Source organism: Lactobacillus sp. wkB8 (genome assembly GCF_000761135.1).
Taxonomy (GTDB): domain Bacteria; phylum Bacillota; class Bacilli; order Lactobacillales; family Lactobacillaceae; genus Lactobacillus; species Lactobacillus helsingborgensis.
In genome coordinates this window covers 1,822,900-1,847,223 of record NZ_CP009531.1, presented here as the reverse complement: position 1 = coordinate 1,847,223, position 24,324 = coordinate 1,822,900, and the positions used below count along the sequence as shown (strand labels likewise).

At 37.8% G+C, this 24,324-nt stretch carries 27 protein-coding genes and 1 riboswitch; of the genes, 17 read left to right on the top strand and 10 right to left on the bottom strand.

What is annotated here, in order from left to right; all coding sequences use genetic code 11:
- The first annotated feature begins 46 nt into the window (after nt 1-46).
- Genes lysA through LACWKB8_RS08525 form a run of 7 tightly spaced genes read left to right on the top strand, consistent with a single transcriptional unit; the run spans nt 47 to nt 7,184 of the window.
- Nucleotides 47-1,360, top strand: coding sequence for a diaminopimelate decarboxylase (lysA, locus tag LACWKB8_RS08555; RefSeq protein ID WP_038524655.1), 1,314 nt, complete (start codon nt 47-49; stop codon nt 1,358-1,360).
- 8 nt (nt 1,361-1,368) lie between these two features.
- On the top strand, nt 1,369-2,079 hold the full coding sequence (gene dapD, locus LACWKB8_RS08550; protein WP_038524652.1) for a 2,3,4,5-tetrahydropyridine-2,6-dicarboxylate N-acetyltransferase: 711 nt from the start codon (nt 1,369-1,371) through the stop codon (nt 2,077-2,079).
- Between the two features lie 4 nt (nt 2,080-2,083).
- On the top strand, nt 2,084-3,223 hold the full coding sequence (locus tag LACWKB8_RS08545; RefSeq protein ID WP_038524649.1) for an N-acetyldiaminopimelate deacetylase: 1,140 nt from the start codon (nt 2,084-2,086) through the stop codon (nt 3,221-3,223).
- An 18-nt stretch (nt 3,224-3,241) separates the two neighbouring features.
- A complete protein-coding gene (gene dapA / locus LACWKB8_RS08540; RefSeq protein ID WP_038524646.1) occupies nt 3,242-4,165 on the top strand; it encodes a 4-hydroxy-tetrahydrodipicolinate synthase in 924 nt (307 codons plus the stop codon).
- Entirely contained in the window at nt 4,165-4,923 is a 759-nt protein-coding gene (gene dapB / locus LACWKB8_RS08535) for a 4-hydroxy-tetrahydrodipicolinate reductase (RefSeq protein ID WP_038524644.1), read from the top strand. The genes dapA and dapB overlap by 1 nt, the downstream gene beginning before the upstream one ends.
- A gap of 12 nt (nt 4,924-4,935) precedes the next feature.
- Entirely contained in the window at nt 4,936-6,126 is a 1,191-nt protein-coding gene (locus LACWKB8_RS08530; protein WP_038524640.1) for an aminotransferase class I/II-fold pyridoxal phosphate-dependent enzyme, read from the top strand.
- Entirely contained in the window at nt 6,123-7,184 is a 1,062-nt protein-coding gene (locus tag LACWKB8_RS08525) for an aspartate-semialdehyde dehydrogenase (RefSeq protein ID WP_038524637.1), read from the top strand. Before LACWKB8_RS08530 ends, LACWKB8_RS08525 begins: the two co-directional genes overlap by 4 nt.
- Before the next feature lie 159 nt (nt 7,185-7,343).
- Here the strand turns inward: LACWKB8_RS08525 and LACWKB8_RS08520 are convergent, their stop codons facing one another.
- Complete coding sequence (locus tag LACWKB8_RS08520; protein WP_038524635.1) at nt 7,344-8,333, bottom strand: LacI family DNA-binding transcriptional regulator; 990 nt, start codon at nt 8,331-8,333, stop codon at nt 7,344-7,346.
- A 132-nt stretch (nt 8,334-8,465) separates the two neighbouring features.
- Here LACWKB8_RS08520 and LACWKB8_RS08515 point away from each other — a divergent pair, with 132 nt between their 5' ends.
- Both LACWKB8_RS08515 and LACWKB8_RS08510 read left to right on the top strand, forming a co-directional pair.
- Nucleotides 8,466-9,116, top strand: a complete 651-nt coding sequence (locus LACWKB8_RS08515) for a bifunctional 4-hydroxy-2-oxoglutarate aldolase/2-dehydro-3-deoxy-phosphogluconate aldolase (RefSeq protein ID WP_038525083.1) — start codon at nt 8,466-8,468, stop codon at nt 9,114-9,116.
- 5 nt (nt 9,117-9,121) lie between these two features.
- Entirely contained in the window at nt 9,122-10,147 is a 1,026-nt protein-coding gene (locus tag LACWKB8_RS08510; protein WP_038525081.1) for a sugar kinase, read from the top strand.
- Between the two features lie 219 nt (nt 10,148-10,366).
- Here LACWKB8_RS08510 and LACWKB8_RS08505 read toward each other — a convergent pair whose 3' ends face one another.
- On the bottom strand, nt 10,367-11,359 hold the full coding sequence (locus LACWKB8_RS08505) for a GMP reductase (RefSeq protein WP_038524632.1): 993 nt from the start codon (nt 11,357-11,359) through the stop codon (nt 10,367-10,369).
- 196 nt (nt 11,360-11,555) lie between these two features.
- Between LACWKB8_RS08505 and LACWKB8_RS08500 the strand changes: the two genes are divergently transcribed.
- Both LACWKB8_RS08500 and purB read left to right on the top strand, forming a co-directional pair.
- Nucleotides 11,556-12,845: an adenylosuccinate synthase gene (locus LACWKB8_RS08500; RefSeq protein ID WP_038524629.1), complete on the top strand. Its 1,290-nt coding sequence runs from the start codon at nt 11,556-11,558 to the stop codon at nt 12,843-12,845.
- A gap of 3 nt (nt 12,846-12,848) precedes the next feature.
- Nucleotides 12,849-14,144: an adenylosuccinate lyase gene (gene purB, locus LACWKB8_RS08495; protein ID WP_038524626.1), complete on the top strand. Its 1,296-nt coding sequence runs from the start codon at nt 12,849-12,851 to the stop codon at nt 14,142-14,144.
- 264 nt (nt 14,145-14,408) lie between these two features.
- Here purB and LACWKB8_RS08490 read toward each other — a convergent pair whose 3' ends face one another.
- A complete protein-coding gene (locus LACWKB8_RS08490) occupies nt 14,409-14,726 on the bottom strand; it encodes a type II toxin-antitoxin system PemK/MazF family toxin (RefSeq protein ID WP_038524623.1) in 318 nt (105 codons plus the stop codon).
- 12 nt (nt 14,727-14,738) lie between these two features.
- Complete coding sequence (locus LACWKB8_RS08485; RefSeq protein ID WP_038524621.1) at nt 14,739-15,011, bottom strand: type II toxin-antitoxin system RelB/DinJ family antitoxin; 273 nt, start codon at nt 15,009-15,011, stop codon at nt 14,739-14,741.
- 267 nt (nt 15,012-15,278) lie between these two features.
- Here LACWKB8_RS08485 and LACWKB8_RS08480 point away from each other — a divergent pair, with 267 nt between their 5' ends.
- The 4 genes from LACWKB8_RS08480 to LACWKB8_RS08465 are packed head-to-tail and all read left to right on the top strand — an operon-like array spanning nt 15,279 to nt 17,715.
- Nucleotides 15,279-15,740, top strand: coding sequence for a LytTR family DNA-binding domain-containing protein (locus LACWKB8_RS08480; protein WP_038524618.1), 462 nt, complete (start codon nt 15,279-15,281; stop codon nt 15,738-15,740).
- Nucleotides 15,740-16,501: a LiaF domain-containing protein gene (locus LACWKB8_RS08475; RefSeq protein WP_038524615.1), complete on the top strand. Its 762-nt coding sequence runs from the start codon at nt 15,740-15,742 to the stop codon at nt 16,499-16,501. Before LACWKB8_RS08480 ends, LACWKB8_RS08475 begins: the two co-directional genes overlap by 1 nt.
- Nucleotides 16,502-16,517: 16 nt before the next feature.
- Nucleotides 16,518-16,853 (top strand): hypothetical protein, encoded by a 336-nt coding sequence (locus tag LACWKB8_RS08470; RefSeq protein WP_038525079.1) that lies wholly within the window; start codon nt 16,518-16,520, stop codon nt 16,851-16,853.
- Between the two features lie 22 nt (nt 16,854-16,875).
- Entirely contained in the window at nt 16,876-17,715 is an 840-nt protein-coding gene (locus LACWKB8_RS08465; RefSeq protein WP_038524613.1) for a hypothetical protein, read from the top strand.
- A 48-nt stretch (nt 17,716-17,763) separates the two neighbouring features.
- Here the strand turns inward: LACWKB8_RS08465 and LACWKB8_RS08460 are convergent, their stop codons facing one another.
- Nucleotides 17,764-18,495: a LysR family transcriptional regulator gene (locus LACWKB8_RS08460; RefSeq protein ID WP_052059697.1), complete on the bottom strand. Its 732-nt coding sequence runs from the start codon at nt 18,493-18,495 to the stop codon at nt 17,764-17,766.
- A gap of 104 nt (nt 18,496-18,599) precedes the next feature.
- On the opposite strand from LACWKB8_RS08460, the gene gap reads away from it, so the two are divergent.
- On the top strand, nt 18,600-19,619 hold the full coding sequence (gap, locus tag LACWKB8_RS08455) for a type I glyceraldehyde-3-phosphate dehydrogenase (RefSeq protein ID WP_038524610.1): 1,020 nt from the start codon (nt 18,600-18,602) through the stop codon (nt 19,617-19,619).
- 100 nt (nt 19,620-19,719) lie between these two features.
- Here the strand turns inward: gap and thiE are convergent, their stop codons facing one another.
- The 3 genes from thiE to thiM are packed head-to-tail and all read right to left on the bottom strand — an operon-like array spanning nt 19,720 to nt 21,999.
- Complete coding sequence (gene thiE / locus LACWKB8_RS08450) at nt 19,720-20,385, bottom strand: thiamine phosphate synthase (RefSeq protein ID WP_371211461.1); 666 nt, start codon at nt 20,383-20,385, stop codon at nt 19,720-19,722.
- A gap of 10 nt (nt 20,386-20,395) precedes the next feature.
- On the bottom strand, nt 20,396-21,199 hold the full coding sequence (gene thiD, locus LACWKB8_RS08445; RefSeq protein ID WP_038524604.1) for a bifunctional hydroxymethylpyrimidine kinase/phosphomethylpyrimidine kinase: 804 nt from the start codon (nt 21,197-21,199) through the stop codon (nt 20,396-20,398).
- A gap of 11 nt (nt 21,200-21,210) precedes the next feature.
- Nucleotides 21,211-21,999 carry a hydroxyethylthiazole kinase gene (thiM, locus tag LACWKB8_RS08440; RefSeq protein WP_038524601.1) on the bottom strand — a complete coding sequence of 263 codons (789 nt, stop codon included), beginning with the start codon at nt 21,997-21,999 and terminating at the stop codon, nt 21,211-21,213.
- Nucleotides 22,000-22,071: 72 nt separating this feature from the next.
- A riboswitch (TPP riboswitch) is annotated at nt 22,072-22,171 on the bottom strand.
- 250 nt (nt 22,172-22,421) lie between these two features.
- Here thiM and LACWKB8_RS08435 point away from each other — a divergent pair.
- Nucleotides 22,422-22,682, top strand: coding sequence for a hypothetical protein (locus LACWKB8_RS08435; RefSeq protein WP_166484955.1), 261 nt, complete (start codon nt 22,422-22,424; stop codon nt 22,680-22,682).
- A gap of 119 nt (nt 22,683-22,801) precedes the next feature.
- Here LACWKB8_RS08435 and LACWKB8_RS09415 read toward each other — a convergent pair whose 3' ends face one another.
- Together LACWKB8_RS09415 and LACWKB8_RS08425 are read right to left on the bottom strand one after the other, a co-directional pair.
- Nucleotides 22,802-22,945 (bottom strand): hypothetical protein, encoded by a 144-nt coding sequence (locus LACWKB8_RS09415; protein WP_371211446.1) that lies wholly within the window; start codon nt 22,943-22,945, stop codon nt 22,802-22,804.
- Between the two features lie 109 nt (nt 22,946-23,054).
- Nucleotides 23,055-24,281 carry an alpha-L-fucosidase gene (locus LACWKB8_RS08425; RefSeq protein WP_038524592.1) on the bottom strand — a complete coding sequence of 409 codons (1,227 nt, stop codon included), beginning with the start codon at nt 24,279-24,281 and terminating at the stop codon, nt 23,055-23,057.
- Nucleotides 24,282-24,324 lie beyond the last annotated feature (43 nt).

The window sequence follows — 24,324 nt, the reverse complement described above, 5'->3', positions numbered from 1 at the left end:
ACGACAAAAGAGCCCTTTTTATTTTAAGAAAAAGGGAGAGACTTAAATGGCTGCTAATGATTATTATCAAACTAATGCTCAAGGTCACTTGGTAATTGGTGGGGTTGATGCACTAAAATTAGCAAAAGAGTTTGGTTCTCCATTAGTTGTTTATGACGTACAAAAAATCAAACAGCAATTTCGGGCTTTCCAAAACGCTTTTGCAAAAGAAAATGTGAATTATGCGATTAGTTATGCCAGTAAAGCATTTGCTACGATAGCAATTTACCAGGTAATTAATGAGCTGGGCGGACATGTGGATGTTGTTTCTGGGGGTGAATTATATACCGCGCTGCAAGCAGGCTTTCCTGCAGCAAGAATTAGCTTTCACGGTAATAATAAAACTGCAGCTGAGTTATTAATGGCTGTGAAAAATCATGTTGGCGTCATTATTTTAGATAATTTTACTGAAATTAAGTTGTTAGGCCAGATTTTGCAAGAAACAAATAGTCAGATGCAGGTAATGTTGCGGCTAACTCCAGGAGTTTCGGCCCATACTCACGAATATGATCAAACTGGCCAAGAAGATAGTAAATTTGGTTTTGATATTCGTTCGGGTCAAGCCGAGCAGGCCTTTTTACAGGTTAAAGCTAACGCGCAAATGGATCTAATTGGTCTGCACGCACATATTGGTTCACAAATTCTAGAGACAGCCGGGTTTAAGCTGGAAGTTGAAAAACTTATGCAATTAGTTAGGGACTGGCAGCAAAAATATGATTACCAACCGCGTGTTTTAAACTTAGGGGGCGGTTTTGGTATTAGATATACCGAACAGGATGAAACTATAACTGCTCAAACCTTCATCAGTCAAATAGTGCAGACAGTTAAAAAGTGTGCGCAAATAAGCCACTTAAAAATTCCGGCTATCTGGATTGAACCAGGACGTTCAATTGTCGGTGAAGCCGGTTATAGCTTATATACAATCGGTGCTCGCAAAGAAGTACCGGGACTGCTGCCTTATGTAGCAGTTGATGGCGGTATGGGTGATAATATCAGACCGGCACTTTATCAAGCACAATATGAGGCAGTATTAGCGGAAAAGCCACATGCAGAACCAGTAGAAACGGTTAGACTCGCGGGACGTTATTGTGAATCAGGCGATATTATTATTAACAAACTGAAAATCCCTAAAAGTAAACCGGGCGATGTAATAGCAGTTTTGGCTACTGGCGCTTATGGTTATAGCATGGCATCGAATTACAATCGTGTTCCAAGGCCAGCAGTCGTATTTGCAGAAAATGGTCAAGCACAGGTAGTAGTTACACGTGAAACTTATGCGGATTTAATTAGTCATGATCGCTTTTATCAACCGAAAGGATAATTAAAAATATGAAAAAAATGTCGGCAACTGAAATTATTGATTTCATTGCTAATTCAACCAAAAAAACACCTGTGAAAGTATATGTCAAGGCTGAGATGTCTAAGTTAAAGTGGCCTGAAAATTGCAAGATTTTTAGTGAAACTCATACCGGGGTCGTTTTTGGAGATTGGCAAGATTTGGGTCCTTTTTTAGAAAAAAACGCTGAGAAGATAACATATTATCAAGTGGAAAATGTCAGTCGGAATTCTGCTATTCCCCTGCTAGACATGAAGAACATCTCTGCCAGAATTGAACCGGGTGCCCTTATTCGTGAAAATGTTGAAATAGGCAAAAATGCGGTAATTATGATGGGGGCTGTCATTAATATTGGAGCAGAAATTGGCGAAAATGCCATGATTGATATGAATGCTGTTTTGGGCGGCCGAGCAATCGTTGGTGCGAACAGCCACATAGGAGCAGGAGCGGTAATTGCCGGAGTCGTGGAACCAGCCTCAGCACAACCAGTAAAAATAGGCAAAAATGTTTTGATAGGTGCTAATGCAGTAGTTTTAGAAGGAATCCAAGTTGGTGACCATGCGGTAGTAGCGGCCGGGGCGGTAGTAACAAAAGATGTACCTGCAAACAGCGTCGTTGCCGGAGTACCAGCAAAAATTATTAAAATGCGTGATCAAAAAACTGCCTCTAAGACAGGAATTGAACAGGGACTAAGAAAGCTGTGAATTAATGTTAACTTCTGCGCAACTTATTAAAATTCGCCGTGACTTGCATCAAATACCGGAATTAGCGTTGCATGAATATCAAACACAGAAATATCTCTTGCAAGTCATTGGTAATTTTAACCAGAAAAATATTGAAATACGTACATGCCCTGAACTGCCTACAGCTATATTAGTTCTGGTTCGGGGAAGTAAACCACAAAAAACAATTGGTTATCGAGCAGATATAGATGGTCTGCCAGTTCAAGAAAATACTGGCTTGTCGTTTGCTTCCCACAATCATGGTCAAATGCATGCCTGTGGTCATGATATCCACATGACAGTAGCGCTTGGAATTTTGGCTTATTTTTGTGATCAGCAACCTCAGGATAATTTACTTTTCTTTTTCCAGCCAGCTGAAGAAAGTGAAAGTGGTGGTAAAAAAGCTTATGAAGCTGGGGTTTTTACTGGTAAATGGCATCCAGATGAATTCTTCGCCTTGCATGTTACCCCCGACTTGCCCACCGGCACAATTGGCTGCCGTTTAGGAACATTATTTGCGGGCACAACTGAAATCAATATTGACTTATATGGTAAAGATGGTCACGCCGCATATCCACAGCAAGCTAATGATATGGTAGTGGCCGCTGCTGCTTTAATAGAACAAATTCAAACAATTATATCTCGCAGTATTGATCCAATTGCAAGTGGTGTTATTACAATAGGAAAAGTTAGGGCTGGAACAGTTAGAAATGCGATTGCCGGTCATGCTCATTTAGAAGGAACTATTCGCGGGCTAACTCAAAAAATGATCGAAAGAATCGATCAGCGTCTGCGGGAGGTAACTCAAGGAATAGCACAAAGCTATAATGCTAAGGTTGATTTGCAGCTTAATCAAGGCGGCTATTGGCCAGTTGAAAATAATCCTCAAATCACAAGCGAGTTCATTAATTATATGAAGGAAAATACTCAAATTAATTACCAAGAGATGCAGCCGGCTATGACAGGGGAGGACTTTGGCTATTTACTGGCACAAATACCTGGTACCATGTTTTGGCTGGGCGTAAATGATAGTTCCCAACTTCATTCTGCAACATTTAATCCGCACGAAGAAGCAATAGTATTAGGAATTAAAGCAATGGTAGGTTTTTTACTGAGTCACATGTAGCTCAAAAGGAGAAAAAACATGACTAATTTTGATAAGGCAGACTTAATGACTGCGATAATTACTCCCTTTAATAAAGAGGGAGAAGTTGACTATCCTGGTCTGAAACGATTAACCGAACATTTACTCAATACAGGTAGCAATGGTTTCGTCATTGGCGGTACGACTGGTGAAACAGCAACCATGACCCATGATGAAAAAATTGCGTTATATACTAAATTCGCTCAAATAGTTGATCACCGTGTACCTGTGATAGCCGGCACAGGTAGCAATAATACTGCACAAACCGTTGCGTTTACGCAAGAAGTAGGACAAATTCCCGGTATTGATATGGCATTAGTAGTTGCACCATACTATAACAAGCCGAATCAAAGAGGAATTACAGCTCATTTTCAAAAAGTAGCTGAAAATTCACCTGTACCAATCATTATTTATAATATTCCGGGACGAACAGGAATTAAGATTAGCAAGGAAACTCTGGTTGATTTATCGCGTAATCCAAAAATTGCTGGTGTTAAGCAGTGCTCAGATTTAGAAGACTTGGAATATATTGTTGAACATGCAGCCAATGACTTTTTGGTATATACAGGCGAGGACTTACAATCTTTAACGGCTAAAATCTTGGGAGCAAAAGGAGTAATTTCGGTAGCTTCTCATATTTATGGCAAAGCTATGCGGGAAATGTATGATGACATGGATCAGGGCAAAATTGCTGCAGCGGGTAAATTGCAAAGACAACTAATGCCGAAAATGCAAGCATTATTTATGTACCCCTCACCTTCACCTGTTAAGGCAGTTTTAAACGCTCAGGGTTTACCTGCTGGTGGCTGCCGGTTACCGATTGTAGATTTAAATGAGGCAGAAAAACGACAATTAGCTATTCATTTAGGTTTAGATGAAGCGGCTTTATTGCATGAACTGCCACTAGAATTAGGAGTAGATTAATGAAAAAAATTTTAATAGCTGGTGCCACAGGATCTATGGGCAGACAAGCAGTTCAATTAGTTGAAAAATTACCGGATTGCCAACTGGTAGCAGTTTTAGCACCCACAGCCTCTAGCAGTTCGGATTTCAAGCCTGACGTTAAGCGATTTGATAATTTAGCAATGGTTGATGTTGCTGCTGATGTTTGGATTGATTTTACTACTCCACAAGCTGTTTATGAAAATACCGAATTTGCACTCAAGCACCATATACGTCCTATTATTGGCACTAGTGGTTTAACTACTGAACAAACTGAGAAATTACAAGCAATTGCACAAAAAGAAAAGTTAGGCGGTATTATTGCTCCTAATTTTGGCTTGTCGGCCGTGTTATTAATGAAATTTGCACAAGAAGCAGCCCGTTACTTTCCTGATGCTGAAGTCATTGAAATGCATCATGCTGACAAAAAGGATGCTCCGAGTGCTACGGCTATTACCACTGCCAAATTAATTGCTGCTAATCGTAATTCAGAAAACTGCTCTCAAACAGCAAATGATTCTCAAGCTCGCGGTGCCGATTATGATGGCGTTCCCGTTCACTCTGTGCGGTTACCCGGCTATATAGCTCACGAGCAGGTGCTTTTTGGTGGTCCTGGCGAAGCTTTAACTATTAGACAAGACTCGTTTTCACGTTCTTCATTTATGCAAGGCGTGAAAGTTGCTTTAGATCAAATAATGAATTTATCGGAATTAGTGGTCGGTTTGGACCAAATTTTATAAGGAGAATAATGAATGCCACAATTAGCTGCTGATTTAACTTCAATTACCCACATACCTTTGGCACAAATTCCTGCTTCTGGTATCCGGGCTTTTGCTCAAAAAATTGAAAATGTACCTGATTTAATCAAATTGACTCTGGGAGAACCAGATTTGAATACACCTGAACATGTTAAACAAGCGGCTGCTCAAAGCATTTTAGATAATGATTCACACTATTCAGCTCAAAAGGGAACTTTAAGACTGCGGAAGGCAATCAGCAATTATTTAAAACGTAAACAAAATCTTTCGTATGATCCTGAAAGTGAAATTATTGCTACTGTCGGTGCAACTGAAGCCATAGCTGCAACTATGTTGGCATTGTTTCAACCGGGAGATCAAATTATTGTACCAACGCCATCGTATGCTCTTTATTTTCCGTTAATTGAGTATACTAAAGCCGAATTGATTGCCATTAATACTGCAGACACAAATTTTGTTTTAACTCCGCAAGTTCTGGAAAAAACTCTAACTAAGTATCCTAAAGCAAAAGCCATTTTACTGAATTACCCGACTAACCCTACTGGTAGGGAGTGCCCAGCCTCAGTTTTAGGTCAACTGGCTCCAATTATTAGGCAGCATCAGCTGTATGTGATTTCTGATGAAATTTATAGTGAATTGACGTATGATTTTGCCCATATTTCAATAGCGCAATATTTACCTGAACGTACTTTAGTAATTAACGGTCTTTCAAAATCTCATGCTATGACGGGTTATAGAATAGGTTATGTGACAGGTCCAGCTGCTTTAATTAGTTTAGTTGCCAAGATGCACGCCTTTTTGGTAACCGCACCTTCTAATCCTGCTCAAGCCGCGGCTGCAGAAGCCCTTGAAAATGGCAATCAGGATCCTGTCGAAGCACGAATAATTTATCAAAAAAGGCGTGACTATATTGTTGCTGCTTTGAATAAAATGGGTTTAAAAACGCATAAGAGTGAGGGCGCATTTTATGTTTTTGCCCAAATACCAGCAAGTTACGGTCAAGATGACGAAGCTTTTGCCTTAGATTTAGCACATGAAGCTAAAGTTGGTGGTACTCCCGGAAGTGCTTTTGGTGCTGGTGGAGAAGGATATATTCGCTTTTCATATGCTGCTGGCGATGAAGATCTGCATACAGCTATGAAGCGTATTCAAAAATTTTTAGCAGAAAAGGGCGATATTAAATGAAAGAATATGTAGTTGCAATTTTAGGTGCTACAGGCGCAGTGGGTCAACGCTTAATTAGTGAATTAGAACATGCACAAATTCCTGTTAAAGAAGTTAAATTGCTGGCTTCTAAGAATTCAGCAGGTAAAAAACTAAAATTTAAAAATCAAGAAATTAAAGTAGAAGAAGCACGGCCGGACTCGTTTAATGGCGTAGACTTGGTTTTATCATCTGCCGGCGGTGCGGTGTCTCAAAAATTGTTGCCTGAAGCGGTTAAAAGAGGAGCAGTGTGTGTAGATAATACCAGTGCTTTTCGTATGGCTGATGATGTTCCGCTAATTGTGCCAGGAGTTAACGATGACCAATTAGTTAACCATCACGGAATTATTGCTAACCCCAATTGTTCAACAATACAAATGGTGGCTGCGCTTTATCCACTGCACGTTAAGTGGGGAATTAAACAAATTATTGTTTCGACTTATCAAGCCGTTTCTGGTGCCGGTAAGGCAGCTTGGGATGAGCTGCTTCAACAAGCACAAGATAGGCTGAATAATCAAGAGACTGAAGCCAAAATATTGCCAACTGCATCTGCTAAAAAGCATTATCCGATGGCATTTAACCTATTACCGCAAATTGATGTATTTGAAGATGATGGTTATACACACGAAGAATGGAAAATGATTCATGAAACAAAAAAGATTTTGTATAATGATCAAGATTCACAACAGATAAAAGTTACTGCTACTTGCGTACGGGTGCCAGTTGAAATTGGTCATGGCGAAACGGTTTATTTCGTCCTTAAAGACAAATCAGTCACTGCAGCTGCTATCCAGCAGGAAATTAAGAAGACTCCAGGATTGGTTCTACAAGATGATCCCCAAAACCAGATTTATCCACAGCCTTTGTTAGCAGCAGGAAAAAAAGAAACTTTTGTTGGGCGTATTCGCCCAGATCAAGAAAATCCCGGCGCATTCAATATGTGGGTCGTAGCCGATAACTTATTAAGAGGCGCCGCCAGCAATACTGTTGAGATTGCGGAATGCTTGGTACGTGATAACCTGGTTCATGTTCCTAAGTAGCTATTTATATTAGCAGGCTAAAAAATACTTTGTACTGTGCTTTTATAGTGTAAATTAGTCAGAATAAATTAACGAAAACCAATATTATATTCAATCTGAAAAAGCGTTGAGAAGATAAGTTCTCAACGCTTTATTTTTTGAGTTTGATTTTGCCCCTTTTTAGTCTTTTTTAATAAAACTGGTTTTAACCATTGAGGTATGAGGTACGTTTTGTTTGTTTGCCAATAAATTAAGCATGATTGCACCAGCTTTTTGCCCCATTTTGTAAGGGTCTTGCAATATCATCTTAGCAGAGGGCCAAATAGACGAAATTAAGCTGGAATCCGCAAAACCAGAAATTTCTATATTTTTGTTGGGTAAAAGGTTAGCATGGATTAAATCTGGTAAAAATAACAAAAGCCACCGTTCTTCTAAAAAGAAAAGCACGGTTTTTTCTGCTTTTTCAGCCAAAATTTTTTCTAATTTAGCAAATATTTCCTTATGTTGGAGCATTTTTTCGTCAAGTTCAAAGATGGTAACTTGCGGATAAACAGCTTTAATACCTTTAAGACGCTTTTGTCTGGTTGATGCAATTGCGATTGAAGATGAAAAAACAATTGCTTTTGTAAATCCATGTTGATAAAAATACTGAGCAGCTTTTTTACTAGCCGCAAAATTTTCGCTTATTACTTGGGGCCACGGGGAGTCCTTTAATTGACGGTCAAGAATTACCATTGGCAAATCTCTCCGAACTTCAGATTTGATTTTAGCAACATCACTACTTAAAGGCTGTAATATTAACCCGTCATAAGTATTTAATCCCACCATATTAATTAGCTGTTTTTCTTTAGCTTGTTGAGAATCAGTATCAAGCATTACGGTGGCGTAGCCAGCGCCTTCTAAGACAGAATTCGCTCCCTTATATAATTCGGTAGAAAACGAATCAGCTATATTAACAACAATGATCGCAATCATTTTACTTTTGTGAGTTATTAGTTGTCTGGCTGCAGCATTAGGAACATAATTCAGTTTAACAATTGCGTTTTTTACCTGATCAGCTGTTTCAGCTGACATTCGATTAAGTTGACCATGTAAATAACGTGAAACTGTTGCAATAGAGACATTTGCCAAGCTGGCTACATCTTTAATACTTGCTGTTTTTTTCTTCATAATACCCTCGAATAATTGTACTAAGTTCATTATAACAAATAACCAAAAACTGTCGGGTCCGCGAAAAACGTCATTGAATTATTTTGGGTAAAGGTTTACCATAAAATAAAAAGAGTAATGAAAGGACTTACAATGCAAGAATCAGAAACACTTTTAGCTATCAAAAATGCAGGAATAGTTGCAGTAGTTAGAGGAAACTCTCCTGAAGAAGCTGAGAAAACTGCCAATGCCTGTATTAAGGGTGGAATTAAAGCGATTGAATTAACTTTTACTGTGCCTAATGCTTCAGAAATTATACAAAAACTAAGTACAAAATATGCTAAAGACATAGACGTTGTGATTGGTGCCGGCACAGTTTTGGATGCAGTAACTGCAAGAATTGCACTTTTGGCAGGAGCCAAATTTATTGTAGCTCCTACTTTCGACCAGAATACCGCATTTTTGTGTAATGAGTATCAGGTACCTTATATACCAGGTTGTATGACTGTGAGTGAAATTCAAACGGCTATGCGCTATGGTGCAGAGATTGTTAAAGTTTTCCCGGGAAGTACCATGGGACCTGGCTTTGTTAAGGCTGTTAAAGCACCTTTACCCCAAGCTAATATTATGCCGACTGGTGGTGTTAACTTAAGCAATATGCACGAGTGGTTCGAAGCTGGTGTCACTGTAGTTGGTGCCGGCAGCAGTTTGACTGCAGCTGCCGCCAAAGGAAATTATGCGGCAGTAACTGAGCAAGCTAAGTTATATCGCAAAGAATATCTGCGAATTAAAGAAAATAGGTGATGGGTATGCAAAAGATTGTCACTTTTGGTGAAATTATGTTGCGTCTGAAGCCGCGTGAAAACGAGCGTATCATTCAAACAGATAGCTTTTCTGGTCTATATGGAGGAGCAGAAGCAAATGTAGCCGTATCACTGGCTCTATTAGGTGATAATGCTCAATTTGTTTCTAAAGTACCAGCTCATGCTATTGGTCAGGCAGCATTAGGAGCACTAAGTCGTTATGGGGTAGATACCAGTGAAATTCATCGGGGCGGACCACGCTTAGGTATTTATTTTTTCGAAAAGGGAGCCAGCATCCGCAATACCAGTGTAGTTTACGATCGAGCAGGAAGTTCTTTTGCTGTGGCACCGGCTGAAGAATATGACTGGCCCCAAATTTTGCAAGATGCGGGTTATTTTTACTTTTCAGGAATTACGCCTGCGATTTCTTCTGCATTGCAAAAAGCACTTTTGGCGGCTTGTCAATATTGCGCAAAGCATGATATTAAGGTTATCTGTGACCTTAATTATAGGGGAAAAATGTGGTCGCCTAAGGATGCACAGATAGCAATGGCAAAATTAATGCCTTATGTAGATATTTGTCTTGCACATGATGAAGACTTTGAGGCGACTTTAGGGATCAAAGCTTTTGATAACGATATGAGTCATGGTATTGAGCAAAGAGAAACATTTATTCAAGGGATGAAAGAAATTTCGCGTAAATATCCTAAATGTCAGACAGTAGCCAGCATTTTAAGAGATATTCATTCGGTTGAAGATTCAAAGTGGACTGCTTTGATGGTTGATCATGGTGAGGTTTTTCAAGCACCAGTCTATCAAATGCATGTCTGGGAAGGTGTAGCTTCTGGTGATGCTTTTGGTGCTGGTTTAGTTCATGGCTTGGTGCATAATTTTTCTAAGGAAAAGATGCTTAATTATGCCTTAGCAGCCAGCGTCTTAAAATTAACTATTAGCGGTGATTTTAACTTAGTTAGTGATGCAGAAATTCAAGCGGTAATGGCTAAACAAGGTAATATGCGTGTATTAAGATAAAAAGTTTAATTAAATTTAAAACGCGTCGTATTAAGACCAAGAAATCTTAATATGACGCGCTTTTATTTTTTTCTTTGTTAAAACTAGGCATCAAATAAATTAGAAGAAAATAAAAATCTCAGTACTGCCTACCTAACAATACTGAGATAAATCTCATTTTATCGAAAATAACGCCGTTTTACCATATAAATTGCATAATTTATCTCAAATTAGCTGAATTTATTTGTCGCCGTTCATAATTGTGTTTTTGACAATTACATAATCAACCAATTTAATTGAACTAAGATCTTTGCCACCGGCATACGAAATTGAAGATTGCAAGTCTTCCTGCATTTCTCTAAGCGTGTCGGCAATATGCCCTCTATAAGGAACAAGCATTTGCTTGCCCTCAACGTTACGATACGCCCCTTTTTGCACTTCAGAAGCTGACCCCCAATATTGCTTGTACGTTTTGCCATTAATTTTAATAACGTTACCGGGTGATTCCTCATGCCCTGCAAGCATTGAACCGATCATGACCATGGTGGCACCAAAACGAATGGACTTCGCTATATCGCCGTTATAACGGATACCGCCGTCAGCAATTAATGGTTTGCTGGCTACTTTACTGCACATTCTTAAAGCGGCTAATTGCCAGCCACCAGTGCCAAAACCAGTTTTGAGTTTTGTAATACATGCACGACCGGGTCCAACACCAACTTTAGTAGCATCTGCACCCGCACCTTCTAATTCACGGACGGCTTCTGGAGTAGCAATATTACCAGCCGTTAAGAAAGTATCTGGCAATTTTTCTTTGATGTACTTAATCATGTCAATTACGTAAATTGAATGTCCGTGTGCGACATCAATCGTGATATATTCAGGTTTGACGTTTTCATTAACTAATTGATCAATAAAGTCGTATTCACCTTTTTTAATACCAACAGATATTGAGGCAAATAAGCCTTTTTCGTGCATCATTTTGATAAAAGCGAGTCGTTTTTCAGGTTGGAAGCGGTGCATGACATAGTAGTAGCCGTTTTGTGCCAGCCAAACAGCTAAATCATCATTAATGACGCTTTCCATGTTTGCTGGAACAACCGGTATTTTAAATGTTCGGTTTCCAAACTTAACACTTGTATCCGCGTCATGACGGCTTTTAATTATTCCCTTGTTAGGCACAAGCTGAATATCATCATAATCATAGGCTTCCATACTGAAATAATTACTCATAAATAAATCGGCTCCTAAATAAAATCTCTTTGCAAACGAAGTAACTATAATCAATAAAAGTTTTTTTGTCAACATAAAAATCGAACTATTAAAAATACAATTGCTATAATAATTCGCATTTAAATTTGACTAAAGATTGGTAAATTGCTAGACTATTTACGTGATATTTGTAGAATTTTAATGAGGTGAATAAAAAATGACAGCAGTTGCAGTTGTTGGTAGTCAATGGGGCGACGAAGGAAAGGGTAAAATTACCGATTTTTTAAGTAACGAAGCAGAGTACACTGTACGCTCAAATGGCGGTAATAATGCTGGTCATACTATTGAGATAAATGGTCAAGACTTTAAGATGCGTTTAATTCCATCAGGTATTTTTGCGTCAGATAAAGGTGCGGTAATTGGTAATGGCGTAGTTATCAATCCCGAGGTTTTATTTGGCGAATTAAAAAATCTGGAAGAAAAGGGAATTGACACTAGTAAATTGAAGATTTCCAATCGTGCTCATATCATCATGCCATATCATATTAAGCAAGATGAGTACCAAGAAGAAGCAAAAGGCGATCAGAAAATCGGTACTACTAAAAATGGAATCGGACCTGCATATATGGATAAGGCTTCCAGAATAGGCATTCGAGTTTGTGATCTTCTTGAAAAAGATACTTTTGCAGCAAAATTACGTGCTAACTTGACTCAAAAAAATGACATTTTCACTAAAATTTATGGCAAACCGGCACTTGAATTTGATGACATTTTCACTAAGTATTATGAATATGGTCAAAAAATGAAAAAATATGTTACTGACACGTCAGTGTTAGTTAACGATGCACTAGATAATGATGAAAAAGTGTTATTTGAAGGTGCACAGGGAATTATGCTTGATATAGATGAAGGGACTTATCCTTTTGTTACCTCATCAAATACCATTTCCGGCGGCATTGCCAGTGGCATGGGGGTAGGTGCCAATCGGTTAAAAACTGTTATTGGTGTCTGCAAAGCCTATACGACCCGTGTTGGTGCCGGACCTTTCCCAACTGAGTTATTAGATGAAACTGGTAACCGTATTCGTGAAACTGCTCATGAATATGGGACAGTTACCGGTCGTCCACGCCGCGTAGGTTGGTTTGATTCAGTCGCTTTACGTCATGCCAAGCGCGTTTCTGGCATTAACGGATTAAGTCTTAACCTACTTGATATTTTCAGCGGCTTTGACACTATTAAAATTGCAACTGCTTATGAACTTGATGGTCAAAAAATTGATTACTACCCAGCTAGTCTAAAAGAATTAGACCGTTGTCAACCTGTTTACGAAGAATTACCAGCTTGGAAAGAAGATATTACGAATGCCAAGACCTGGTCTGATTTGCCAGAGAATGCACAGAAGTTTTTGAATCGTGTGTCAGAACTTGTGGGGATACCTTTAGTTACTGTTTCAGTGGGTCCTGACCGTGAACAAACAATAGTTTTACAAGATCCGTGGGAAATGTAATTTATGTTAGAACGTTATACTCGCCCAGAAATGGGTAAAATATGGTCTGATGAAAATAAATATGAAGCATGGCTAAAAGTAGAAATAGCTGCTACCAACGCCTGGAGCGAATTAGGGGAAGTGCCTCAAGAAGATGCTGCTAAAATTGCCCAAAATGCCAGCTTCACGCCTAAAAGAGTGGCTGAATTAGAGCAGATAACGCACCATGATGTAGTAGCTTTTACCAGAACAGTTTCTGAAAGTCTGGGCCCGGAGAAAAAATGGGTGCACTTTGGTTTGACTTCAACAGATGTGGTTGATACGGCGCAGGGTTATATTTTAAAACAGGCTGATGCAATTATTCGCCAAGATTTGCAAGATTTAAAACAGACGATTGCGAATAAAGCACGTAAATATAAAAATACGGTGGAAATGGGACGCACGCATGGTGTGCAAGCTGAGCCCACTACTTTCGGTCTGAAGCTCGCTCGCTGGTATGCAGAAATTACTCGGGATATTGAACGCTTTGAACATGCAGCAAAAGGTGTAGAATCAGGGAAAATTTCTGGAGCAGTGGGAACTTTTGCTAACGTCCCACCAGCTGTTGAAACTAGTGTCTTAAGACAATTGGGCCTGACCCAGCAGCCTATTACCAGCCAGGTCTTGCCGCGTGATTTACACGCTGAATATATTGCGACTTTGGCGCTAATAGCTACCAGTATTGAGAACTGGGCTACCGAAATTAGAAGTTTGCAACGCTCTGAAATTCACGAAGTGGAGGAGCACTTCCGTGCGGGACAAAAGGGCTCGTCGGCAATGCCTCATAAACGCAACCCTATTGGCTCAGAAAATCTTTGCGGAATGGCGCGGGTTCTACGGGGTCATATTATTACTGCTTATGAAGATGTATCACTTTGGCATGAGCGCGATATTTCCCATTCCAGTGCCGAAAGAATAATCTTACCGGATACGACAATTGGTATTGATTATATGCTTGATCGTTTTAACCGCATTTTAACCAACCTCGATGTTTTCCCAGAAACAATGCTTAAGAATATGGATAAAACTTATGGCCTGATTTATTCCCAGCGCTTATTATTAAAATTGATTGATGAGGCTGGTCTTTCTCGTGAAGATGCTTATGATATGGTCCAAAAGCTAACTAACAAGTCTTGGAATGAGGGAATTTCCTTTAGAAAATTAGTTGAAGATAGTCGAATTATGAATTACCTTTCTAAAGATGATGTAGCCGATGCCTTTGACTATCATTACCATTTGCGTCATGTTGACGAAATCTTTAAAAAAGTCGGTTTAGAATAAATAATTAGTAAAGCAGTCTGAAAAAATTATTGCTATTAGACTAACCAAAAATGCATTGAGCTTCATTACTCAATGCATTTTTGATTCTTGATACTGTTTAATAATTTTAATAGATTAGAGATCAATCATCACTAATCAGTGGCATACCAGTGATGAGGCAGCCATTACTTAATTTGTAATTGGCTTTCTTTTTCAGATTAATGGCCACTTTTTGGTTATATCAAAAAGCAACTTTGCAGGCATAAATACCTGTAAAATTGCTGGTTACCACATAAATTTCTTAAGATTATTCAAATCAGTTACCGTTAAGTTACCTATATCTTTTAGTCGAGTTTTATCAATTCTGAGCTGATAACGTTTATTACAGTCTATCCATGATTCCTTGTTAAGGCCAGACTTTTGCCAATCGGTAATTTTAGCATACTTTGCGCGAATGCGTTTTGACTTATTTTGATATTTACTGGTAATTTTAAATACATAATAAAATTCATCATCCTGCTCAATGTATAAAACTGGCCGACTTTTTCCATTTGGTACATCTTCGTATTCAAGGTATGTTATAAAAATATCGCCCAAATTCATTAACTGGTCTCCTTAATCTGCGAAAAAGTCAGCTATTTCTTCGGAGGTTTCAACCTTTTGTGCAGGAATTTTACGACTAGCTGCAATAATTTCATCTTTTAGATGGTCATAGTCATCAACTGAAAATGCTACGGGTAGTTTACCTTTGTCCGCAATCTGTGTAAGCATCATTGAAATTACATCATTAGGTTTAAGACCAATTTTTCGGATAACTAGCTCTGCAGTATCCGCTATTTGTTTGTCTATATTAACAGAATATCTTTTAGTAACAATCTTAGTTGCCATAATTTGCCTCCCAAAATTATCTTCTTACATAATAATATCATAAAATTACCTAGAATAGCATATTTTAGGTAATTTTGATAAGTTTTAGTCTAAAATTGTCTTAAATAAAATACTATAGTAAAACTGACTTTAAATTTTTGGCTTTTCCTTAATCAAAAAAATATGCCACTTGGTTTCTTATAATTACCACTTAGTCAAAAGTGCTAGATTTTAAATTAAAATAAGCGTTTAATTAAATCATCAAGTGATGAAGGGCAGGTGAGAAGCGTGAAAATAAAAATAGAACTAAATCCAGATCTGGACGATGATGATACCAGTATCACAATTCATGCTAAAGCCGTGACACCAGAAGTTGAACAAATTTACCGTCAACTTCAAGGTATTAATAAACATCCAGATCAAATTGAAGGCAAAAAAGAAAATGTGTCCTATTACTTGAGTATGAATGAAATTTTATTTTTTGAAACAGAAGATAAACAGGTAATTGCACATACTGCCAGGGATGCGTTTACGGTAGACTATAAGCTCTATGAATTGGAAAACTTGTTAAGTAACCAGTTCATGCGGGTATCTAAGTCAACAATTTTAAATTTAAATCAAATCTATGCGTTAACACGCTCGATTTCTAACTGTAAGATTAATTTTCGCGATTCTTATAAAACTGTCTATGTTTCACGTCACTACTATCATAATTTGAATGATAGATTAAACGAGAGAAGGTCATCATAATGAAAAGATTTAAACTCAGAGAAATATTTTGGGGCATTGCTCTAGTTGCTGCTGCAGTGTTCTTAGTTCTTAATCAGCTGCATCTGCTTTCATTTCATCTAAAAGTCAGCATGATTATTTGGACTATCATCTTCGGAGCGGCACTGATTGAAAGTGTAGCGGATAAAAGTTTGTTTGGTACAACTTTCTCCATTGCCTTTTTGTTAATTGTTTACGCTGAACCGTTGCATATTACTCAAATTGTACCGTGGACGGTCTTAGTGGCGGCGTTATTAATTTATTTAGGTTTAACACTGATTTTTAAGAGAAGCTGGTTTCCCAAGATAGTCTATTTTAATCAAAAAAAAGACGGGAAATGGAAGAACTTTAGCAATAATCATTCAAGAATTGATAATAACGTATTCAGTGGCGGTACTGGAAATGTTGATGGCGAAGATATAGTAATTAATCAGCGCTTGTCATCAGTTTCACGCTACGTTCATTCACAAAATTTACGCAGTATAACAATTAATTCTTCTTTGGGAGAAGTTGAGGTCTACCTTGATCAAGCTAAAGCTGCAGGCGATGTAGTGACTGTTGACATTAGTGGCACTATGGGTGAGATTGAAATTTACGTTCCAACTTCATGGAGAGTCAATAGTGATAACTTAGACTTAGCTCTGGGAGAATTAGATATTGATGACGGATCTACCGGTGGCGGTCCTACATTAATGTTAACAGGTCATTTCAGCATGGGCGATGTGGAAGTTAATTATGTTTAACTTTGGGAAAAATAAAATGGTTAATTTAAAACAATTACATGATTATGTCAAAGAAAATTATGAAGCCGGAAACTATAAAGAAGCTGAAAAAGCCTATAAAAAATGGCGTGATACCACTGATTATACCTATAATGCAGCAAAAACTGCTGTGAAAAAGAGTTCTCTCAGTGATTATCAAATGGGTTATGAACAAGCCAAAAAGGACTATGCAGAGAGTCATTCTTTCAAGGCTTTTCCTAAAAAAGGTGTTAACTTAGTTAATCGTGTTATCCAGAATAAAGCAATTGAAATAGAACGCTACATTGACGGCTACAATGATGCCAAGACCAAAATTTTACGGGCGAAAAAATAGTCCATAAAGGAGATTATTAATTATGTATGGCTCATTATTAGCCAATGTAAGTTCAGATAGAAAAATTAAGGAAACTATAGAACAATTTCCTCAACATACACAAGCCTATTATCTGGAAAATAAGCCAGTCGGATTAATGACATGTTGGCAAAATGCTTTTCACCCTTATTCCTTAAATTTTGCGGGCTATCTTGCACCTAGATTAACCAGCGGTGAACAAATGCAGGTTTATGAGCAAATACTGACGGATTTAACGGCAAAAGCCCAAAAAAATCACCAAAACACATTAATTACTTATGATTATGCACCGCAGTTACTCTTTAATGCCATTGGTCAAAAAAATGGTTTTAAGTTAATCAGAACTACTGTAGAACCCCAGATGCCCTTGAAAAGGGCACTGAAAAATATTCTGATAGATACTGATTTACAGTTGATCACTCTACACGAAATAAAAAAAGATTCTGTAATGATGAATAAGCTGGCACAAGTGAGTTTCTCCGATTATCAAAAAAATCATTTAGTAAATCCGGTTGCAAAGATACCTCTTAGTGAGTGGAGCAAAACCATTTTCACTGATCAACTTGAACACGCCCCCTTAGCGCTAATTGCTGCTGGACAAATTAAGGCTTATTGCTTTTCTTTTGAGGATACCCCTCAAGAATTGACTTTAGGATGGATGGGTGCTGTTAAGCCTAATTTATTAGACCAATTGCAACAGCAATTGCTAAATTGGGCACAAGCAAAATATCAAACTTTAAGTGGTGAATTTGACTCTACGGACCCATTAGCAACGAGGACTTACAGAAAATATGCGTTTAATCTGTGTCCAGTTTATGAAACGTATTTAAAAAAATTAAATTAGAAATTTAAAAAGACACCTTTATTCAAATAATGGTGTCTTTTTACTTGTCTATAATTGATAGCGGTAAAAATAATAGGGGATATTCCAGCTTTGCGAATCAGCTGCAACTAAATCATCATTCATTAAGTATTTAGGCAATAATGCAGTTGCCTGACCTTTTTTGACCAGCTCTAAAATCATTTCCAGCGAATCAATTTCAGTGACGCTGTTTTTATTCTGCGTTAATTTGAGAGTCAAGTTACGAAACGGACAATTTATGTCTGCATTTATGGCAACCGGTACTCTTTTATTTTCCTGCTTTTTGCCTTTTAAAAAACAAGCTTGTAAATGACTTTTCTTGATTAACGAATATTGGGGTAAAGTGATCGGAGTAAAGGCCCAGACCATGTCATAGGGATGCTTAGTCAATAATTCTTGAATTTCATTAGTACTTTTAATGATGACTTCATATTGATCAAGTGCAAACTGTTTCTTTTGGGTAATAACATAGCCAAAAAGCAACCCAGAGATTAAAACTTTTGGTTTGTTACTGGTTAAATCGTCTTTTAAGTTTTGATAGTTTTGTAGTGCCTTAGTTGCAAAATGATACATTTTTTGCCCATTTTTAGTTGGTCTAACCCCTAAATTAGAACGCACAAAAAGTGGCGCTTTCAGTTCTCGCTCCATTGTTTTGAGCCTGGCCGTAATATTGGATTGAGTGTAGCCCAATTTTAGTGCCGCTTTATTCAGTGATCTAGTTTCATAAATTGTTTGGTAAATATATAAATCGTTAAAATTCATAATACTCCATATCATTAAAAGTGATAACCCTATTACAATCTCGGATTATGCAGAGTGAATTTGTTTTAATATACTAATTTTGTAATCTAAAGGGGGAACTTATTATGACTACAAAAATTGGTATTAATGGCTTTGGTCGCATTGGTCGGCTTGCTTTACGGCGAATTTATGAAGTGGCCACTGACGACATTGAAATCGTCGCAATCAACGACTTAACCTCACCAGCTATGTTAGCACACTTATTAAAATATGATACTGCGCATGGTCAATTTAATCATGAAGTAACTGCTACAACTAATAGTATTGTAATTGATGGTAAAAATATTCCGGTTTATGCGGAAAAAGATGCCAGTCAAATTCCGTGGGTTAAAAACGATGGAGTTAAAATAGTACTTGAATGCACCGGATTTTATACTTCAACTGCAAAATCACAAGCTCACCTTGATGCCGGTGTTAAAAGAGTATTAATTTCTGCACCTGCAGGCAATATGAAAACTATTGTTTATAGCGTAAATGATGATCAATTAACTGACTCTGATCAAATTATTTCCGCAGGCTCATGTACCACTAATTGTTTAGCACCACTAGCTCAAGCAATGAACGATGAATTTGGCATTCAGGTGGGCATTATGTCTACAACGCATGCCTATACTGCTTCACAAATGTTGCAGGATGGGCCTGATCGTGGTGGCAATGTCCGTAATGCCCGTGCTGCAGTTGCTAACGTTATTCCGCATTCAACTGGGGCAGCTAAAGCGATTGGACTAGTTATTCCTGAACTGGATGGCAAACTTACGGGTATTGCACAGAGAGTTCCGGTTATTTCTGGTTCTATTACTGAACTAGCTGCCGTTTTAAGAGAAAAAGTTACAGCTGCAGAATTTAACGCTAGAATTAAAAAGCATACCGAAGGCAATGCTTCTTTTGGCTATAATGACGACCAAATTGTCTCATCAGATATTATTGGCACTGAATTTGGTTCGGTATTTGATCCAACTCTCACCCAAGTTGAAACTGGAGATAATGGGGTACAACTAGTCAAGGGTTACGCCTGGTATGATAATGAGTCCGGTTTTGTAGCCCAAATGATCAGAACACTCCAAAAGATTGCCCAGCTAGGTTAATTCCAAAAATTAACTGATATTTTTATCAATTTATAACTGTTTATCATCAATAAAAAATGGTTCTGCCAGGTGCAGAATCATTTTTTGTTTTTAAAATATACTAGTCATTTTTCACCCATGGTGCTGTGAGCATTTGACTAACGGTCTGATTAATATCATTGCTTTGAGCAATCAAAGAAATGACCGCAGCTCCAGCTGCTTTAGTTTTAGCAATTGCTTCTAAGTCGCTAGCGGTAATCCCACCAATAGCAACAATTGGCCTGGTTGTGCTTTTGACCAGTTTGCTTAAGCCGGCAATACCAATTTCGGGGTCGGCATCACTTTTAGATTGGGTGGCATAAATTGGGCCACTGCCATAATAATCAATTCCGCTAATTTTATTGGCTTGCTCAACTTGAGCTAAATTCGAGCAAGAATAGCCGATAATCATTTGAGCGCCAACTTCTTTAATGACCTGTCTGATTTCTTCATCGCTTTGACCAACATGAACGCCTTCAGCATGAACTTGTTGTGCAAGCTGAACATCATCGTCAATGAAGAAGGGTACTTGATATGCATAACACAATTGGTGCAGCTTTTGCGCCATAGGGAGTCTTTCAGCTTCACTTAAAGTTGAATTAGGACCCTTGTCCCGAAATTGAAAAGCAGTAATACCTGCAGCAAGTGCTTCTGCGACTATGCCCGGTAATGTTTTACCTTCCGGCACGTCTTGACTGCCACAAATAAAGTAAGCATGTAAAAAATCAGTGTTAAAGTTTTTCATTATTTCTCCTAAATTACTGAGCCCAATGATTTAAAGGGCCGTGACCATGACCAACTTGAATAGTTTCTTTAATGGTTTTAGTAACGTATTTTTTAGCAATTTTAATTGCCACAGGTAAACTTTGACCTAAAGCCAGTTGAGCCGTAATTGCTGCAGCTAACGTGTCACCGGTGCCGTGGGTGCGCTCGGTATGTATTCTGGAACTGCTGACCCAAAGATCGGAACCATCAGCAAATAAAGCATAATCTTTTACTTGATCGGTACTTGCATGACCGCCTTTAATTAGCACATTTTTAACTCCCATATCTTGTAATTTATGAGCTAATTCTGGATATTGATCTTGCATTTGTACCTTAATGCCAGTTAAAGTTTCTGCTTCTGGTAAGTTAGGTGTGATTAAATCGGCTAAAGGCAGTAGTTCATTTTTAACGGTGGCGACAGCATCTTGACTCAATAATGGTGCGCCCCCCTTAGCAACCATCACGGGATCGATGGTAATAGGACCAAAGTCATACTTTTGCAAATTAAGTGCAACTTGGTGGGCGTGAGCCGCATCGCCCAACATTCCTGTTTTACAAGCACGAATGTGGAAATCTTCTGCCAGAGAGGCGAATTGGGCATCGATCATTTCTAAGGGCAGTAAAAACGACTTTTGCACACCTAAAGTGTTTTGTGCTGTCACTGCTACTACTACAGCTGTACCAAATACTTTTTGCATTTGAAAAGTTTTTAAGTCAGCCATGATTCCAGCACCACCACCTGAATCTGTGCCGGCAATAGTTAAAACTTGGGGAAAAGAATTAATTTTTTCAGTCATCATAAAGTTCCTTAATCAAAATCAGCAATTCGTTCAATATCAGCAACTTTTACTTTATATAAATAATCCATGAGATACATGCCAAAAGTACCTGGTCCGACATTGGGATGATCTTGAACTACTAATTGACCAGCACAACTGAAAACTAAAGCACCTATTTGAGCCGCTTCAAAAGAATCGTCAGCAACAGCTGTAAAAGCTGTAACAATACTGGTCAACATGTCACCAGAGCCCACGTGGGTTTTAAAAAGGGGCGAGCCGTTATGTATATGCGCTAGTCTTTTGCCGTCACTAATTGTATCTGTAGGACCGCTGGCAATGACCGTACAATGATATTTCTGAGCAGTTTTCATAGCAATATCATCAATATTACCGGAGCCTAAACCTGCATCAATGCCCTTTGAATTCCACTCAAAATCACCTAAGGCAGCGATCTCACCAATATTGCCGCGAATAATACTCGTATGAAAATCCCACAAAAGCTTATCTGCAATTTTGTAGCGATATTCAACCGCACCAACAGCTACGGGATCAAACACTATTGGTTTATTATATTGTCGTGCTAAATCTTCCACCTTTTTGATGTGATTAATTTGCTGTTTGGTTAAACAGCCAATGTTAACTGTAACAGCGGAAGCCAGCCGCACTATTTCTTCGGCTTCAGCGACTTCGTTACTCATAATTGGTGACGCACCGATAGCATTAACTGCGTTAGCCACATCCTGAACTGTTACAAAATTGGCAATGTTGAAAATAACCGGATTTTGCGCTCGTAATTTGTCTAATAATTTTAACTGCATTATATTCTCCTAATTAACTGCCTTTAAAATTTTGATTAATAAAAAAGCTTTAGCATGTGAAAATGCCAAAGCCTAACAGGTTCGACACGTTCCTACGCAAGTGTTAACTTACAGGTTCAAAGGGTCTGAAATAATTTTCATCTCAGCCAAAAAGGCACCCCTCGTGTTATCGCTTTCAATTATAACGAAATTAATGCTAGATTACAATGTCATGTTTTGTTGCTTAATATGGTTCTGCTTATAATATCAAGCTTTCTTTACATAATCTAACCAAGTATTTTGTCAAGTAAAGCAAATAATTATAGCAGCCGCTTTTTTTAGATCAAAAAATTAGCCAATTACTCGCTGCCTAAATTTTTATGCTATATTATACTAAATAAAATTAATTAATTAATTTTTAATGTTAGGCGAAAGGAGCGGTCATGATGAAAAAGAAAATTACAAATACAGATCGAAATAACGCGCTTCATACACTTTTTATAGAACATAAAATTGATAAAATATTTTTACCTATTGCTGCAGTGTTTGTGGCCTTTTTATGGTTATCAATTTTGTTTAATTTTGCTGTTTTCGTTAAAGTGATTACCGTGGTTTTTGTTGTTGTGCTGCTCTATTTCGCAATATGTACATTTTTTGAAATACATGATTGGCACAAGAGAAAACATGATAGGGACAAATTTTAAAAGTAATTTTGCAAGACAGTTTTAATTTAATTTTCTGAGATTTAAATACAAAAAAGTCCAGTAAATCAAAACTTGTTTGAATGGTGAAACAAGTTCTTTAAAGAACCAGTGACTATTAACTACAAGTGGTTCTTTTCGTGGGTCATTCTTGTGCTAATCGTGACTAACATTGGTAAAAAGGAGAAAGTCAAAGCGTTAAAGACTGCTAAATCAGAATATGACACAAAAAGTAGTAAGCCGGATCCGATAAACTGTGCCACCATTTTAATGATACTAATAACGCCATTGGTAAAAAAGCCCCAAAAGTTGTCTAACTTTTGGGGTTCACCACCTTATTATGGTAATTTATTAGTCTTTTTATTTAAATAAAGTTCAATAAATCTTGGCTACACGCTCTACCAAGTTGGTTCCGTATTCGAATCCGTCTGCTTTAACTATTAGTTGGCTTTTTTCTGGCAGTTGTTTAAACGCCACATTGGTGCCATTATCCAGCCAAACAATGCGCTCGATCTTTTGGGGCGGAAAATTATTAAATACTATTTCTCGCATTTTTTCTCCTCCCAGTACTACGTTCTGATTGCCAACATTACCCAAATTATCCACAAATAAATAATTACCCTTAATAAAATCATTATCATTTCCAGCAGCGGTGTAAGTTTTATGCTCAAAATTGTTGGTGTTATAGACTGCTTCTTTATTAATTGCCATCCATTGTTTAATAATTTCTAGTAACGACAGGCAATGAATATTTAAAGAGCCATCAAATTCTGGGCCCACGTTAATTAATAAATTTGCCCCCACTTTGCGAGTGTGACAAATTTGTTCAATTAAGTGCCGCGCAGAAACATAATTAAGGTCATTTTGGGCATTGCCCCAATGTCTGTTTAGAGTCAATGAGGTTTCAGCAGCAAAATAACGATTATTTTGAAAATGGTTAATTACTTGAGGATTGCCTCTTTCAAAAGTCAGGACGTCCACTTTTCGCCCGTCATTTATTCCTTGCTTTCCTAATCCGGTGTTGTTGGTAATAATAGCTTGTGGCTGCAGTTTTCTAATTTCCTGATAAAGCTGCTCATCCTGCCAATCAGCGTTGGGCTTGTTCCAGTTACCATCAAACCAGAAACCGCCAATTTTACCATAATTAGTGCAGAGGATTCCGATTAGCTGGCGTAATTCCTTTAAATACCCGTTAAAATCTGCCTGATATTTTTTATTATGCCAATCATAAGTAGCGTAGTAAATAAATGGTGCAATTCCTTGCTCATGGCACTCATGTGTAAATATTTTAATTACATCTTTGCCAAAGGGTGTGTGAACACTATCAAAATTGTGGATGCCCTTGGTATCAAATAAATAAAAGCCATCATGGTGCTTAGCAGTCAATACAATATACTTAAAACCGCATTCTTTAGCCAGCTTTACTAAGTTATGAATATTATCTTCAATGGGATTAAATTCGCTAAAAGCGTTTTGATAATTGGTAATATTTAAAATATTTTGTGACCATTCTCCCTTAGCAAATTTTGAGTATAGTCCCCAATGAACAAAGAGACCGATACCCATTTTTTCAAAATTTATCAGTTTAGTTGCTATTTCCATTATTTTTCTTTCGGACCAATTGGTGGACTAACTAATAGTAAAT